Raw genomic sequence first — 15,258 nt, 5'->3', positions numbered from 1 at the left:
GCCGTCGGTTGAAATTAGATACTGCAAATCAGATTAACGATTAACTATCCCAGGTAAAAGTGCTGCCTGAATGATAATTACCGGAAGTTGATCAATATCACTTACTCTGTTTACCAACCGTACCACCTTCCTTACATGTAAAATCACTTGATATTCAAGCATTATCGAAAACGTTGATCCGATTTTTCCACTCCTGTAAAACAGAGCCAATTCAATTTTTTACAAGATGTAAAGGGGCTGTTCAATTCCTATGCAGCATATCGTTGTTCTTTCCGGTTCAGGAATCAGCGCAGAGAGTGGTTTACCGACCTTTCGTGATGTCGGAGGCCTTTGGCAGCAATACAGTGTATATGATCTGGCTTCCCCTGACGGCTGGCGTGCAGACCCCGGCCTGGTACTGGAGTTTTACAACACCAGGAGACAGCAGGCTCGTCAGGCACAGCCCAATCTGGCTCATAAGGCGCTTGCCGAGCTGGAGCAGTATTGCACTGTCTCAGTGATTACTCAGAATATCGATGATCTCCACGAAAGGGCCGGTTCCAGCAGGGTTCTCCATCTTCACGGGGAAATCAATAAAGCACGCAGCAGTCGCAACCCAGACCTGATCTATTCACTTGACGAAGGTGATATTCAGCTCGGTGATCATTGTGAAGAGGGTAGCCAGTTACGGCCACATGTGGTCTGGTTCGGAGAGTCTGTCCCGGAATTACCAAACGCAGCAGAAATCTGCAGACAGGCTGATCACTTCCTGATAGTGGGCACATCTCTGCAGGTTTATCCGGCTGCCGCATTGATCCATGATGTACCGCCCGATGTTCCCATCACGGTGATAGATCCCAGTGAGGATCTCGATGTGACAGGAGCGAGGATTATTCGCAAAACAGCCTGTGAAGGAGTACCTGAGTGGGCTCGGGAAATACAGGAGAAAGTATCGCCAAGTGGTCCGGACAACTGATTCAAATACCGGGGTTAACCCATAAATAGAGTCTCGTTATAATCGGATAATGACAGGTTATCAAATACATACCGAATGGATTACAGGGTGTACTCGTCAATATCACAACTACACTATAAGGAAAGTCTGCCCCCATTTAAGGCAATAAGGTACTTTAGTGGATCCAGCAAAAACAAAATCCCGCCGTTTCTCCATTCAGGTTCAGTTGGCGATGGTGTTTGTCGCTCTTCTGTTGATATTTGGCGCTGTCCAGGGCTGGTTTCATCACCAGAAAACCAGTGACATTTTTCTCAGCTCATCCAAGGAACTGTTTGACCAGATAGCCCGGGAAACCACCAACAGTTTCTATTTCAGCTATAGCCCCGTTTCCACGACCGTGCGCCTGCTGAGTCAATCCCCCATCATCCGTGACCAGGATATGGAAAGCCGGCTGAAACGACTTCCCATACTGGTTTCAGTAATGGAAGCTCAGCCGGAAGTGACAGCTCTGGAAGTAGGATACAGCGATACGGAATTTTTTATCATCCGACGCCTCGACAGCGACTATATGCTCAAACGATTCGGGGCGCCTGACACGGCCTCTTATGTGGTGGACAATATTGAGCGCGTGGATGGACAACCGGTATTCACCCGCCTTTACTTCGACAGCTCCCTGGCTTTACTCGGCGAAAAGGATATGGGGTACACGAGCTACAACCCCACCATACGTCCCTGGTACCGGCTGGCGGTTTACTCTCAGGATGTCACCACCACTTCCCCCTACCTGTATTACTTTATTGGTAAAGTCGGCGTCACAGTCGTGCACCAGGACAAAGATTCCGGGAATGTGTTTGCCGCCGATATTACTCTGGAGTCATTGTCAAAAACCCTGATCAAAAATAAAGTCAGCCCATCCTCGCAGATGCTGATCTACACCAATGATGAAGAGGTGATCGCCAGCCTCAGTCCCGACAATATTGTGGTCGAGTCCGGCCCTGACAGCCTCAGTATCCTGAAATTGTCGGATCTCAACAGCAAAGTCATCAGCGATTTTTTCCAACAGTCCCCTAAACCTAACAACTCCCATTTCTTTTTTGACTCAGGAGGACAACGATGGATAGGCGTGAACCGCCCCATCACACTGGTCGGTTTCACCGCGCATTTGCTGATTGTGGCTCCTGAACATGAGCTGTTGCAGACGGCATACACCATTCGTAATCAGTCCATGCTGATTTCTATCGCCATCGTCCTGCTGGCCATTCCGGCGGCATTGTTTATCGCCAACCAGATGGCACGCCCGCTACGTCAGCTTTCTGAACAGACACAACCACTGCAGAAAATGAACTTTGACCACCGCATCAGTGTGACGTCATCGATTCGTGACATACAGACCCTGGCCTCAGTAAGCGAATTCATGCGCGGGATGATTCAGCAATTAATACGTCTGATCAAAACTCTGGCCCAGGAAGAGAACCCGCAAAGGCTGTTGGAGCAAATGACCGCTGAAGTCAGTGCCGTTAGCAAAGCACAGGGAGCGTTGCTCTACATCCTGGACGATAATGCCGAACAACTGATCCCATCCTGTTTTTGCACGCAACAGGGATGCAAGTCCAATCACAGTTTCCCTCGTCTGGGCATCAATGACCGGGACCTTGAACTGGTGAAAGCATTTCATGAAGACGAAGACCAGTTATTGGAGATCAACTATGAAAGGGTTTCCACTACAGGAACTCATGAGTCACTGTTGAATCACCTCGGGGCAGACCGACTGCAAGCCGCCACCTTCCCATTGGAGAATCGCCGTGGCAGAAAGATTGGCATGCTCTGTCTGATCTATCAGACAGACAATATCGCCGACATTCCAGTTCAGAACTCCGATCACAAAGTATTGATCAGATCCCTGGCCGGAATTATGGCAAACGCCCTTGACCAGCATACAGAGCGTAGCGGCAAGGCAAGAAGTTGATCATTCAAAAGGAAATAGATTTACATGGATTTCAATAAGGCTCACCAATATCTGTTGAGCAGGCCTTCAGCTCTGGAGGATTACCCCTTTGGACCTGAGGTGATGGTATTCAAGGTTGAAGATAAAATGTTTGCCACCCTCAGTCGTGACCATGGGGAAGGACGTATGAATCTGAAGTGTGACCCGGAACAGGCGCTGGCACTGAGGGATATATTTCCTGCGGTGATTCCCGGTTATCACATGAACAAGCGACATTGGAACACGGTCGTGCTCGACGGCTCTATTCCAACCGGGGAGATTGAACGCATGATCGATCACTCCTATGGGCTGGTGGTCAAAAGCCTGAAAAAAGGTCAGCGGAATGCCCTGGAACTGAAATACGGCGCCAGTGCACTTTATCGTGAATAAGACCTCAGCCACACCGGGAACAGAACGTCAGTCCATTCTCCACGACAGCAGCCTGTTGTCCGCATTACCTTTCCCCAGCCCTGTTGATTAAGGGGATAAGGGCAGGGAATACAGGCAACAACTGTAGCACGCTCCTACCGGGAACAGGAAAGAATCCAAAGTCTCGACCAACATCCTATTGACCCCTATCGCTGATAGGATTAGCGTTCTACCCTTTGACATAGTTTTGTTTTTGCCGGATCCGGTTGATTCCGGCACCTATCCCTACGTTTCCCATAACTTAACAGCACACGATTAAGGAGTACTTATGGCAGGGCAAACAACTCACTCCCAGGTGGTGGTACTGGGCAGTGGACCAGGAGGCTATTCTGCAGCTTTCCGCGCGGCTGACCTGGGCCTGGAAGTAACACTGATAGAACGTTACCCGTCGCTTGGTGGCGTTTGTCTGAATGTCGGATGTATTCCTTCAAAAGCATTGCTTCACGTCGCCGCCGTCATTGAAGAGGCACATTCATCAAGCTCTATTGGTGTGACCTACGGCAAGCCGTCCATTGATCTGGATAAGGTCCGCGCTTTCAAAGATAACACGGTCAAAAAACTGACCCAGGGCGTCGGCGGTATGGCCAAGGGTCGTAAGGTCAATGTGATTCAAGGCTACGGTTCCTTCTCAGGACCCAATAAAATCACCGTGGATAACGACGGAAAACAATCCGAAGTAACCTTTGATCACTGCATCATCGCAGCCGGTTCCCAGAGCGTTAAGCTGCCGTTTATCCCTCACGACGATCCACGGGTATTGGATTCAACCTCAGCTCTGGAGTTGAAGGAAGTCCCCAAACGCCTGCTGGTCATCGGGGGCGGCATCATCGGTTTGGAAATGGGAACCGTTTATGAAGCCCTGGGAAGCGAGGTGTCTGTCGTGGAGTTTGCAGACCAGTTGGTCCCGGCTGCCGACAAAGACCTGATCACAGTTTACTCCCGCTTTAACAAAGATCGTTTCAACGTCATGCTGTCCACCAAGGTAACTGCCGTGGAAGCAAAGAAAGCCGGACTGGAAGTCACTTTTGAAGGCAAGAATGCTCCTGACGGCAAGCAGACTTACGATGCAATTCTGGTCGCAGTGGGCCGTTCCCCCAATGGCAAGAAAATCGGTGCAGAAAATGCCGGTATCTACGTTGACGAACGTGGCTTTATTCCAGCCGATAAGCAAATGCGAACCAATGTGTCTCACATCTATTCCATCGGTGACATCGAAGGCAATCCGATGCTGGCGCACAAGGCAACTCACCAGGGTCATGTGGCTGCCGAGGTTATCGCCGGACACAAAGCCGCCTTCGAGCCCAAAGTGATTCCATCCATTGCCTACACCAATCCAGAAATTGCCTGGACAGGTATGACAGAGAAGGAAGCCAAAGAAGCCGGTATCGAATTCAAAACGGCTGTTTTCCCATGGTCAGCATCCGGACGGGCAATTGGGGCAGATCGCAGCGAAGGGAAGACCAAGCTGATTCACAAGCCTGACGGGACCCTGCTCGGCGCTGGCATTGTCGGTATTAACGCGGGTGAACTGCTCGGTGAGCTGAGTCTGGCGATTGAATTCGGTGCAGACGTGGAAGATCTTGCACTGACGATCCATGCTCACCCAACGCTTCATGAGACCGTTGGTCTGGCCGGTGAACTCGCAGCAGGAACGATCACCGACTTACCGAACCCCATGGCCAAGAAGAAAAAGTAACCTTTCTTTCGCCATCTACGGCGAACTGGCCCGTACTGTAAGCAACAGATACGGGCTATTGTTCGCCTTCACTCAAGATTTTAACAGCCGGCCTTGTGTGCGAACGCTCCCAATCCAGCTCTGGCCCCTTGGGGATTACCTGGGTCGGATTAATCGTGGTGTGGCTGTAATAATAATGAGTTTTGATGTGTTCAAGACTGACCGTATCCGCAATACCAGAATACTGATATAACTGCCTGAGATAGGCACTGATAGAAGGATAGTCCGCAATCCGTTTCAAATTACATTTGAAGTGGCCCACGTATACCGGATCAAATCTCACCAGTGTTGTGAACAGTCGCCAGTCAGCTTCAGTTAGGTAGTCTCCTGCTAAAAACGCCTGCCTTTCCAGAATTGATTCAACGTTATCCAAGGCCTCAAAAAGGGCTACAAAGGCTTCTTCGTATGCCGCCTGCGTGGTTGCAAAACCGCATTTGTAAACGCCGTTATTGATGCGGTGATATACCCATTCATTAACTTCATCAATTTTCTGGCGTAGAGGCTTCGGGTAAAAATCAAGCGGGTTTCCGGTCAGCTGATTAAATGAATGATTGAACATGCGGATAATTTCAGCAGACTCATTATTCACAATGGTCTTCTGCCGCTTGTCCCACAATACGGGCACAGTCACGCGGCCACTGTAATCAGCTTTGGCCTGGGTATAGACCTGATGCATGAATTCGGAATCATACAGGTGGTCCGGAAATCCGGCCGAGTTATCAAAGGTCCAACCATTACTCAGCATTTCAGGACGAACAACGGATACACTGATATGGTCTTCCAGTTGCTTCAACTTTCGGAATATCAAGGTCCGGTGTGCCCATGGACATGCCAAACTGACGTACAGATGGTAGCGAGCTGATTCAGCGGGAAAACCAACCTGGCCTTCAGGCCCCTCACTACCATCAGAGGATACCCAGCCATGAAACTGGGACTGCTCCCGCTCAAACTTACCACCGGTTTTCCCAGTGTCATACCACTGGTCTTTCCATTTCCCCTTTACCAACAATCCCATATCTCTTCTCCGAATCGATTGTCACTTGTGAACCTGTTCAAATTTCCGTCAATTTCACAACATCCGAAGAACGCCTTTTAGATGCCAGAGAACAGAAATTCAGGCTTATGCCTTGGTTAAAATGGAGAATAGAGATTCATTTATCGAATAAAAATCACCTTTTTCCTGTCTTTTTGCTCGATTTTTTCGAAAGAATAGCCAATTCGAAGTATCGATTTGCCTATTGGAGAGCCAGTGGAGAGCCTGCTCGCTTATTACAGTCTGGTTTGTTCAAAATTAAATCTTCTCAGCACACTGTTCATATCCTGTACTTTGGGTGTCAACTTGGCTATATATGGTCAGAGATGCCATACAGGATGTATGCACCACGAATGGCTGCCAACGATAAAAAGAATAGGTCGAGTATGCTGCACACCAAGCCCTTTTACCCACAAGCCGCCACCTGCGGATTATCTACCGCCAGTTGCGAACCTTTCAGTTCCCAGTTTATTTCTGCGTTACGCACAGAATGTGTCTGCAACACCGTGCCTTTAAATTCCGGTTCAGGACGCCATCGAAGTGATAGGAGGGGATCTTTGACTTCGCAGAAAAGGACTTCTGACTCAACCTGAAACAGCCGTGTACTCAACACGCGCGATCCACCAACCCCACAATCAAAAGACCGCAAATGCGGTCTTTTGTGCCTCTATCACTTCTGTTCTCTGCTTTCGGGTTACACCGTTGAGTATGCGCTCTTTGGGCTGACCAATTCACAACTCTCCACTTTGCTTGATATAGAATATTGCAGACACAAATGATAATGATTATCATTTGGGTTAATTCATACGCAGAGTACAGGGAAATGATTGAGTCAGCCAACGTTGGTCTTATCTACGGTACTGATACATCAAACACAGAAGAAGTTGGCGAAAGGATTTGTGAAGAATTCGCAAAACATGGCATCCACGTTCAGATGGTCAATGTCACGGAAGCGAGCTCTGCAGTCATCGAACAGTTTGATCTGATCATCATGGGAATACCAACCTGGGATTTTGGTGGAATCCAGCAGGATTGGGAAGAGTTTGAACCCGAACTTCTGGTCACGAACCTGCAGGGAAAAACTGCTGCACTTTATGGACTAGGAGACCAGTTTGGTTACGGCGATTACTTTCTGGATGCCATGGGTTGGCTTTATGAACGACTACTGAAGACAAAGGCCTGGATGATTGGTTACTGGCCCACGGAGGGATACGACTTCAGCGCCTCTCTGGCGACAATCCAGCAAGGAAGCCTGTTTTGCGGTCTGGCGATAGATGAGGATCAGCAATTTGACCTGACGGACAAACGGATTCATTCCTGGGTTAATCAAATCATCGGTGAGTTCAAGCAGGCATGTGCTGCCTGATTACTTGCACTGTCTGATAAAAAAAAGCGAGACCACAATGAAATTCATGTGCAACAAACACAAAGCCAAAATCATGGAAGACCCGCTTCACGCGATCAGGAGCTGGCATCACACAATCCGAAAAGCACGGGAATTCGTGACCGACAATGCCTGGGAACAAGCCGTTCTTTTTTACGGCAATGCCCTGGAAATTTCCGACATCATGCTTAAGCAAAATAGCGGCGTTACTGCTCTGGATCGATACGTACAAACAGCGGTCGAGTTCATGCACGCTTTAAGAAACAGTCTGCATCGAGATGATACCGCCAATTTCTACAACGTCATTCAATCCCGGCTCATGGAAGTATCCGGGGGCCATCAGATTGAGACTAACCTTCAGCCTGTACAGGAAGTCACCTTCAATGCACTAGGCACCGTTAATCACTGGATGTATCAATGGCATCAGATGATCAGTGACCGTCCGCAAGTCATGCACTGATTCAGTGTCAGCCACCCGTTAATGACGACTGAGGTAGCACAAATGGAAGAGTGGGAAAAATTAACGACACAGGGTAAACAAGCCTACAGGGAAAAGGCTTATCAAAAAGCCATTGAACAGCATCAGAAAGCTCTGAAGGTCACTTTGGCCACCTTTGATAGCAGGTTCCCGGATGCGCCTGACAACGCCATAGCCTCAGTTCTGATCAGTTATTTCAATGTCATTGACTGCTACGAGTCTCTCCATCATTACCATGCGGCTATTGATCTTTTCATTGCAGCCAAGGTTTTTCTGGATGAAATCAGACTGTCCGCACAATGTGAGGACAACTCTCATGCAGTAATGCGTGGCCAGAAACTATGGCATTTTGAATGGCTGAACTTTATCAGAAGACACAGCGCCAGCGTCTCTGACCTGCTGAAACAGGCGCCTGCACGATCAATTGGAACAACGGCAATCAGAGCACCACAGTCAGCATAGCCTCAACCTGATCACCATCTCGGATCAAGTGAATCCATTCATCGATATACTACTTTTGGCAATAACAGCCATGTTCTCAATAAAAGGCTACTAGTCCGGGTGAACGGGTTGTGGGTGGAACAGAATAAGGAAAAATTTAGGAAGTTGCACAATTTGCCTTACTCAATCTGAGAAAAACGGGTATGTTGAGTGTTTCCATACTTCATCTCCCGTGTTTCACAGACAGTCTGTTCATGCGCATTCGAACCAAGCTATTCACTGCCTTATTGATATCCACAACACTGGTGTTGGTCACCATCCTGGGTTTATTGCAGTGGCGATTCGACAGCACTTTCAAAGACTATATTTATCGGCGGGAACAGCAACGCCATCAGGTCATCTTACAGAGTCTACAGTCTCTCTATAAACAATATGGCAACTGGGAAACACTTCGGCGTGATCCGGCCCCGATTTTTCAAATACTTGAGAACCCTCTCGTCTATCGCGATCTCAGGCCTCCAGGTCCACCCGAATCCCATGAGCACAGAGGCCCCCCAGGACGCCGCTTAAAGCTTCACGTGCTCGACCTTAGGATGATTCCCGTTGTCGGGAAAAAGCTCTCTGATCCTACCCTGATTCCCATTGACGTCGACCAGAACACCGTAGGATGGCTGGCCATACCCTCACGCCGAAATCTATTTGAAGCCAACGATCTGAGTTTTCGGGAGTCCCAGCGCCAATCCCTGCTATGGGCAACACTGGCCGGGATTCTGATCAGCCTGATTGTGGCCACCGGACTGGCAAAACAATTTGTTCGTCCGATCCAGAAACTGGCCGCAGGTGCCCGACGACTGGCCAAAGGGGACTACGCAACCCGGCTGCGACCAAAAGGCAAGGATGAACTGGCACAGCTGGGACATGATTTCAACCTGCTGGCACGAACCCTGGAAGATAACGAACAAACCAGGCGGCGCTGGATTGCCGATACCTCCCATGAACTCCGTACCCCGTTAGCCATTGTGAAGGGGGAAATCGAGGCCATGCAGGATGGTGTCAGGCCACTGGAGCCGGGTAACCTGAACTCACTTCATCAGGAGGTAACTCAACTGGAGCGCTTGGTTAATGACCTTTATCAACTGACAAATACCGACATCGGTGCGTTACGTTATCAGATGTCAGACGTTGACCTCTGCCAGGAGTTACAGGAAACCACAAACCGCTACCTCAGCCTTCTGAGTGAGCGAAAGCTGGAGCTTATTCTCGACATCCCCCCGCAGGAAGTAACGGTTACAGCGGACAGTGCCCGATTACAGCAATTGATAGGCAACCTTCTTACTAACGAGACCAAGTACGTGGAAGAAGGGGGCAAGGTAAAACTATCCCTTGAAGTAGACGCTCAATATGTCATTCTCACCTTGGAAGATTCAGGGCCAGGAGTACCTGAGGAGTCTCTGCCCCACCTGTTTGATCATCTGTACCGGGTTGAAGGTTCCCGTAACCGCAAAACCGGTGGGTCAGGGCTCGGCCTGGCGATCTGCCAAAGAATCGTCAAAGCGCACGAGGGTGATATAGAAGCATTGCAAAGTGAACTCGGCGGATTGCTGATCAGAATCAGATTGCCACGGAAACAACCATGACTAACACAGAAAGCCCGACCAATATTGATCCCATCTTAATTGTCGAAGATGAACCAAAACTCTCAGCACTGTTGCGAGACTACCTGCAACAAAGCGGGTTCAAAACCTGTTGTATAGAGCATGGCGATGAAGTTCTTCCCTGGCTGCAGAATCACCGCGCAGAGCTGATACTTCTGGATCTGATGTTGCCCGGAACCGACGGCTATACTATTTGCCGGACGGTGCGCGAGAGTTCAGACACTCCGATCGTGATGATCACCGCCAAAGTGGAAGAAATCGACCGTCTGCTTGGATTGGAACTGGGAGCGGATGATTATATCTGCAAACCTTTCAGTCCCCGTGAAGTTGTTGCAAGAATAAAGGCAATTCTGCGGCGCTATCACCGCAATCCTGCTGATCTGTCACGGCCCATCGATATTGATCATGAAAAGATGCAGGTTAAAATCAATCAACAACTCATCACCTTGACGACCATCGAATTTCACCTGTTGAAAACGTTAATGAAGGAGCCCGGCCGAATATTTTCCCGGGATCATCTGATGGACCTGATATATTCAGATGGCCGGGTCGTAAGTGATCGTACGGTCGACAGTCATATCAAGAAGTTGCGCAAGAAAATCAACGAGGCTTCACCAGACCAGGAATACATCCGTTCAGTCTACGGTGCCGGTTACAAGCTTGAATACTGATGCCAGGACATTTTGACGCCATGGCATCTCACACAGATAAAGAAAATGTAATTTAAATAGGCGCTATCTACCCGCCTTCTCCATATTGTTTGCACAGTTTGATTCTAATCTGACCCTGTCAAACAAAAGGAGATTACCTATGAAACGTTCAATCCTCGTCGCCGCTATTACTGCAGCAACCCTCAGCGTCAGTGCACTCGTTCTTGCCCAACCGGGTGAACGTCATGAGCGTAAACTGGAACGAATGACGGAAGAACTTCAATTAACCGAAACCCAACAGCAACAAGTCCAGTTAATCATGGAAGAAAGCCGCCAACAACACCACACCGTTGCAGAGGATACCCGGGCCAAAATGGCACAGGTTCTGACCCCGGAACAACAGGCAATAATGGAGTCACATAAACACCGTGGTGAATCTGGCCACAAAGGTATGCGGGGTCATTGCGAAAAAGAAGCAGAGTCCTGATTTCTGTTACCGTCTCCCGCGCATCTGACATTCCACATATCCTTGGGCAGATTCTTCTCCGGACAGTGCCAATACCGGCAGTTTCTGCTCCAGTGTGGGGTGTCGATGCTGCTTCAGGATTCTCTGGGTTTCTCCGGCATCATACCGAGACCTGAGATGGTCCTGATAATGTTGAACCACTGCCGTAACAGTTGCCGGTTCCACCACAGGGGCAGGGTAGTCGCTGCCCAGATGACAACTCATCATTACCTGTTGCGCCTCGCTTAACTGCCAAGGCTGAAATAGTTCCTGTCCTTCAAGTTCTGAAAGCTCCGGACATTCTGCTTTGATATAGAGGCCTTCCGGATCAAGTTTCTGGGCCAGATTGACCGGATCTTCAAAACTCCAGGGATGAATCCCTGTCAGCCCCAACTGCATCTGGACCTGGGGATAAAGAACCCCCGGCTCATAATCCGTCGACATACGCGCCAGATACAGCGCCGGTTCTCGCCAACTCGTCCAGATTGTCTGGCAGGCGAAGGAAATCAAAATCTGCCGCATCCGCTGATTCACCCATCCCTGCCGGCGCAGGTTGCGCATTCCGGCGTCAATCAATGGAAATCCAGTACGACCCAACATCCAGGCCGTTAACCGCTGCTTATCCGGCTTGCCCGGATAGAGACCTTCATAGGAAACATGAAGTGGGCGATGCTCAATATCCGGTTCATCAGCAAAAAGCTGCATACAGTGAGAGCGCCGCAGGAGTTGCGAAACGAATGTCATCAATGAGGCAGCCCAGTCATCGTCACCTTTGGTTTTATAATGTCGATGAGCCTTGCGGGTTTGCTGAAAAACCTCTCGCATACTCAGCGTACCGTAGGTCAGGTGGGAGCCCAGGTGCGAGCAGACATTATTGGCCAACAGGCAGTCTTCATGGTTTTGCTTGTATAACCGGCTTCGTTGTTTGAGAAAGCCCGTGATCAATTCGATAGCACTGCGACGGCCTCCGTGTATACGACCAGCACAGGGTGTTGAATCAGCGCCCAGTTCATCCGGCCAGATTTCGGGGCGCAGGGGTGACATGGTAATAAATGGCAGACGGGCTGGGGCCGGTAGTAAATCCGAAGACATGTAGGCCTGCCAGCGTTGATTCCAGTCCGCCCGTCCGTTACAGCCACTGAATACCCCGTCACTGGGTGATTGAGCCCAGTTGATATCTTTCGAACGGCACCAAGCAGCTACCCGCTGGTTCCGTTCCCGTACCCATTGGTTTCCCACTTCATAATGAGAGAACAGATTAAACTGTCCATGGTGTTCATAAAGCTCTTCCAGCACATGCTCAACATCGCCTTCCACAACCCATAACGGTTGTCCAAGCTTATGCAACTGATCATTCAGCTCTTCCAGTGACTCTCGAATAAATTGCCATTGACGCAGACTGGTATCAGGCTGTTGCCAATACTCAGACTCAATAACGTAAATTGGCAATACCGGACCTTCTGCCGCCGCCGAACGAAGTGGGCCATGATCTGTAATGCGTAGATCACGCTTAAACCAAACTACCGATAAAGTCACTGATCTTCCTTATTCATTTGGCCAACGACTGAAAACAAGAAAAACAGTGACACCCTATCCCACAACCCTGAAACAGGCAAATAAACCTCCTTTTAGGGTCCGTTGACGTTTTTTGATCTTTAGAGTTGCAGCAGATTTCCGGGAATTCGATGTGACAACGGTTCCTGGCCGGCTATTTTGGCTATCTGGTCACCGGGACGAACTAAGCGGCGATGACTTAATCCCATCAGATAACCGTCCGTCCTGGCCCGAATGGGGATACGCTGGTTGGGTTCACTATCCAACAGCACAATTTCAGCAAAGATATCCCCTCTCTTCACCCAGGTGTCCAGTGGCAGACTATATAAAACCAGACCGGCAGCTTCAGCAAATACGGTATCCACTGCCTGCAGAGAACTTACCCAGACCTCTGTCTTCGAAGCTGCTCCGGCGTCACCGGCGATGATGCCCTGGTCCATCAGAAATCCGAATAGCTTTCCGGCATCATCCGCAGCCATCGAATCTTCCACATCAATCTGTCCGCGATACTCGATAGTGACAGCCAGCGGAGGCATTTGCAGCCCGGCATCCGGAAAATCTTTTTGCAACCAGTGCCATGGCTGCAGATGCGTGCCATCAAAAGCAACAATACCATTCAAGTCTTCGGTGAACAGATAACGGAAACCCAGTCGCTGACATAAAGCAACCGCCGTTTCATGTTGAACATCAACACAGTAAACATGGGCGCTGGTCCGATCGTCACAATGCAGATCAAGCACATAATCCGCATCAACCGATAATCCCAACAGAATTTTCTTCAACGCTGCCGCTTCATTATCGGATGGCAAGTCGGCCACGGTATTCTTGAGGGCCTGAATCACCAGTTGTTTGTTATCCTGTGCATTCGCCCCCAATCGACCATCGACCTGACGGTAGGTATCCTGGTATAGATCACCAAAATTGCGGTTAAAATTGCCTGTTCCGGTAAGATCAAAACGACCAGTTACATACCCGAAAACATTCTGACTCATACCTATAGGGTTGGCGTAGGGAACCACCACAACTTCACCTTTGATCCGGCCCTGGATTTCAGCTTCTGATATCAAGGGTAAAAGATGCTGTACCACAAGCAGACCGGGCCATTCATCCGCATGAAGGCCTGCTTGAATATAGACCTTGGGACCGGTTCCCGCTTTACCAAACCTGTATACCAACAACTCGCGATGAGTACCGGGTGATGGACTCATCAATGCCAGACGTTCAGAACGCATAATGCCCTCTTTTCTGTATTCATCCCTTTATTTACCGGATAGCCGCTTCCGGAAGTATTTGATTGATACTGATTGTCAGTTGAGAAATCAACCGACGGATATGATCGATAGAAACTGCCCTAAATCATTAGCATGTCACTACCCGATCAAAGTCGGGGCTGAAGCCTTTGTCGCAGTCAACCATCGAATACTTATTCACAACCCGCTGTTCACAAACAGTGAATTATGAATAGCTCCATAGTCCTTTATATATCGCCCACAAACCTTAACACTATACTGATCTTACCTGGGAAGTTCTTCAATCTGATTAATTAAGGTTCACATCTGGCCGTCACCAGTTCTATTTAATGATAGGCCTGCCAGTCAGGGGAGCATATCTGATGCAACCAACCACTATTGCGTACCTGATCTGTTTTCTTCCCTTAATCAGCATTCATGGATGCTGGCTATGGAGCAGCGGACTGCAACTGATTCCATGGTGCAACCCCTATTGGGACGGCTGTGTCTCAATCAGCAAAGCGGCGCGCGTTTCAGATGCTATCTACCTGTTTAAAGCGAGCATGATATTCAGTGCCGGTTACATGGTAATTTATTGGCAGGTATGCCAGGCCTTCCTCCGGCGCGAGGTGAAACAGCGTGCTCATGGGCGTATTGTCAGTTTCCTGGGGGTTACCGGCGCAATCTTTCTGGTGCTTTATGCCACCTATCTGGGAACCGAAGGTGATATCTACCGGTTAATGAGACGCTACGGAGTCATTATCTATTTCACTTTCACAGCTCTGGCCCAGATGATTTTTTATCGATCACTGAAGCATTACCCTGAAGCAGAGCATTACCCTCCAATCACTTATATGCTGGTATTGCTTTCAGGCATCCTGATTGTCGGGTTGGTCAGTCTCGGCGCGACCCTGACACAGGAAAACCCAGCCAAGGACCGGTGGGAAAATACCACCGAGTGGTGGTTTGCATTGATGATGACCCTAAATTTCGGATTAACCGGCTGGCTCTGGAAAAGAGTGAGATTTCGATTGTAGCTCATGCCAGAAACTTTCCATCACCTCCGCCGGATGACAGCTCTGCAGCGCCCCTTTTTGGTGCGAAGAGGTTGCAAATAGGGCATCAGGACTTCTCTTCAGGATCTTTCAGAAGATTATAAAACCCGGTTAATTCTCTTACTTATCAATAATTTAAAAAATTATTTCAGACTTGGCACGCGCACTGCAATACCTAAAGGGAAGATCGTG

General features: G+C 49.1%; 15 protein-coding genes. 11 read left to right on the top strand and 4 right to left on the bottom strand.

Annotated elements, in window-relative coordinates; genetic code table 11:
• Window positions 1-250: 250 nt before the first annotated feature.
• From F566_RS0122115 to lpdA, 4 genes are all read left to right on the top strand, one after another.
• The gene (locus F566_RS0122115) at window positions 251-955 is read left to right on the top strand and encodes an SIR2 family NAD-dependent protein deacylase (protein WP_020409222.1); all 705 of its coding nucleotides are present in this window, start codon (window positions 251-253) and stop codon (window positions 953-955) included.
• 157 nt (window positions 956-1,112) lie between these two features.
• Window positions 1,113-2,900 carry a hypothetical protein gene (locus F566_RS0122110; RefSeq protein WP_020409221.1) on the top strand — a complete coding sequence of 596 codons (1,788 nt, stop codon included), beginning with the start codon at window positions 1,113-1,115 and terminating at the stop codon, window positions 2,898-2,900.
• A 24-nt stretch (window positions 2,901-2,924) separates the two neighbouring features.
• A complete protein-coding gene (locus tag F566_RS0122105) occupies window positions 2,925-3,308 on the top strand; it encodes an MmcQ/YjbR family DNA-binding protein (RefSeq protein WP_020409220.1) in 384 nt (127 codons plus the stop codon).
• 307 nt (window positions 3,309-3,615) lie between these two features.
• Complete coding sequence (gene lpdA, locus F566_RS0122100; protein ID WP_020409219.1) at window positions 3,616-5,043, top strand: dihydrolipoyl dehydrogenase; 1,428 nt, start codon at window positions 3,616-3,618, stop codon at window positions 5,041-5,043.
• 55 nt (window positions 5,044-5,098) lie between these two features.
• Here the strand turns inward: lpdA and F566_RS0122095 are convergent, their stop codons facing one another.
• Window positions 5,099-6,097 carry a glutathione S-transferase family protein gene (locus F566_RS0122095; RefSeq protein ID WP_020409218.1) on the bottom strand — a complete coding sequence of 333 codons (999 nt, stop codon included), beginning with the start codon at window positions 6,095-6,097 and terminating at the stop codon, window positions 5,099-5,101.
• A 424-nt stretch (window positions 6,098-6,521) separates the two neighbouring features.
• The gene (locus F566_RS0122090; protein WP_020409217.1) at window positions 6,522-6,728 is read right to left on the bottom strand and encodes a hypothetical protein; all 207 of its coding nucleotides are present in this window, start codon (window positions 6,726-6,728) and stop codon (window positions 6,522-6,524) included.
• A 210-nt stretch (window positions 6,729-6,938) separates the two neighbouring features.
• Between F566_RS0122090 and F566_RS0122085 the strand changes: the two genes are divergently transcribed.
• From F566_RS0122085 to F566_RS0122060, 6 genes are all read left to right on the top strand, one after another.
• Window positions 6,939-7,481, top strand: a complete 543-nt coding sequence (locus F566_RS0122085; protein WP_026180225.1) for a flavodoxin — start codon at window positions 6,939-6,941, stop codon at window positions 7,479-7,481.
• Window positions 7,482-7,518: 37 nt separating this feature from the next.
• Window positions 7,519-7,959: a hypothetical protein gene (locus F566_RS0122080; RefSeq protein ID WP_157496995.1), complete on the top strand. Its 441-nt coding sequence runs from the start codon at window positions 7,519-7,521 to the stop codon at window positions 7,957-7,959.
• Between the two features lie 42 nt (window positions 7,960-8,001).
• Window positions 8,002-8,439, top strand: a complete 438-nt coding sequence (locus F566_RS0122075) for a hypothetical protein (RefSeq protein WP_020409214.1) — start codon at window positions 8,002-8,004, stop codon at window positions 8,437-8,439.
• A 233-nt stretch (window positions 8,440-8,672) separates the two neighbouring features.
• The gene (locus F566_RS0122070) at window positions 8,673-10,055 is read left to right on the top strand and encodes an ATP-binding protein (protein ID WP_169334458.1); all 1,383 of its coding nucleotides are present in this window, start codon (window positions 8,673-8,675) and stop codon (window positions 10,053-10,055) included.
• Window positions 10,052-10,744 carry a response regulator gene (locus F566_RS0122065; protein WP_020409212.1) on the top strand — a complete coding sequence of 231 codons (693 nt, stop codon included), beginning with the start codon at window positions 10,052-10,054 and terminating at the stop codon, window positions 10,742-10,744. The genes F566_RS0122070 and F566_RS0122065 overlap by 4 nt, the downstream gene beginning before the upstream one ends.
• A gap of 139 nt (window positions 10,745-10,883) precedes the next feature.
• On the top strand, window positions 10,884-11,210 hold the full coding sequence (locus F566_RS0122060) for a hypothetical protein (RefSeq protein WP_020409211.1): 327 nt from the start codon (window positions 10,884-10,886) through the stop codon (window positions 11,208-11,210).
• Window positions 11,211-11,216: 6 nt separating this feature from the next.
• On the opposite strand, the gene F566_RS0122055 is transcribed toward F566_RS0122060, so the two are convergent.
• Entirely contained in the window at window positions 11,217-12,764 is a 1,548-nt protein-coding gene (locus F566_RS0122055; RefSeq protein ID WP_020409210.1) for an FAD-binding domain-containing protein, read from the bottom strand.
• 119 nt (window positions 12,765-12,883) lie between these two features.
• On the bottom strand, window positions 12,884-14,014 hold the full coding sequence (locus F566_RS0122050; RefSeq protein WP_020409209.1) for a succinylglutamate desuccinylase/aspartoacylase family protein: 1,131 nt from the start codon (window positions 14,012-14,014) through the stop codon (window positions 12,884-12,886).
• Between the two features lie 380 nt (window positions 14,015-14,394).
• On the opposite strand from F566_RS0122050, the gene F566_RS0122045 reads away from it, so the two are divergent.
• Window positions 14,395-15,048 (top strand): hypothetical protein, encoded by a 654-nt coding sequence (locus F566_RS0122045; protein ID WP_020409208.1) that lies wholly within the window; start codon window positions 14,395-14,397, stop codon window positions 15,046-15,048.
• Window positions 15,049-15,258: the final 210 nt, after the last annotated feature.

The sequence above is a fragment of the Hahella ganghwensis DSM 17046 genome, from assembly GCF_000376785.1.
GTDB lineage: Bacteria > Pseudomonadota > Gammaproteobacteria > Pseudomonadales > Oleiphilaceae > Hahella > Hahella ganghwensis.
The sequence above is the reverse complement of the archived record's forward strand: the minus strand, read 5'-3'. Positions and strand labels throughout refer to the sequence as shown.

Excerpts from the sequence above, each read along its gene's own strand:
- F566_RS0122105 (WP_020409220.1), top strand. The coding sequence starts at position 2,925 with ATGGATTTCAATAAGGCTCACCAATATCTGTTGAGCAGGCCTTCAGCT.
- F566_RS0122115 (WP_020409222.1), top strand. The coding sequence starts at position 251 with ATGCAGCATATCGTTGTTCTTTCCGGTTCAGGAATCAGCGCAGAGAGT.
- F566_RS0122045 (WP_020409208.1), top strand. The coding sequence starts at position 14,395 with ATGCAACCAACCACTATTGCGTACCTGATCTGTTTTCTTCCCTTAATC.
- F566_RS0122050 (WP_020409209.1), bottom strand. The coding sequence starts at position 14,014 with ATGCGTTCTGAACGTCTGGCATTGATGAGTCCATCACCCGGTACTCAT.
- F566_RS0122060 (WP_020409211.1), top strand. The coding sequence starts at position 10,884 with ATGAAACGTTCAATCCTCGTCGCCGCTATTACTGCAGCAACCCTCAGC.
- F566_RS0122085 (WP_026180225.1), top strand. The coding sequence starts at position 6,939 with ATGATTGAGTCAGCCAACGTTGGTCTTATCTACGGTACTGATACATCA.
- F566_RS0122065 (WP_020409212.1), top strand. The coding sequence starts at position 10,052 with ATGACTAACACAGAAAGCCCGACCAATATTGATCCCATCTTAATTGTC.
- F566_RS0122070 (WP_169334458.1), top strand. The coding sequence starts at position 8,673 with ATGCGCATTCGAACCAAGCTATTCACTGCCTTATTGATATCCACAACA.
- F566_RS0122080 (WP_157496995.1), top strand. The coding sequence starts at position 7,519 with ATGAAATTCATGTGCAACAAACACAAAGCCAAAATCATGGAAGACCCG.
- F566_RS0122075 (WP_020409214.1), top strand. The coding sequence starts at position 8,002 with ATGGAAGAGTGGGAAAAATTAACGACACAGGGTAAACAAGCCTACAGG.
- lpdA (WP_020409219.1), top strand. The coding sequence starts at position 3,616 with ATGGCAGGGCAAACAACTCACTCCCAGGTGGTGGTACTGGGCAGTGGA.
- F566_RS0122095 (WP_020409218.1), bottom strand. The coding sequence starts at position 6,097 with ATGGGATTGTTGGTAAAGGGGAAATGGAAAGACCAGTGGTATGACACT.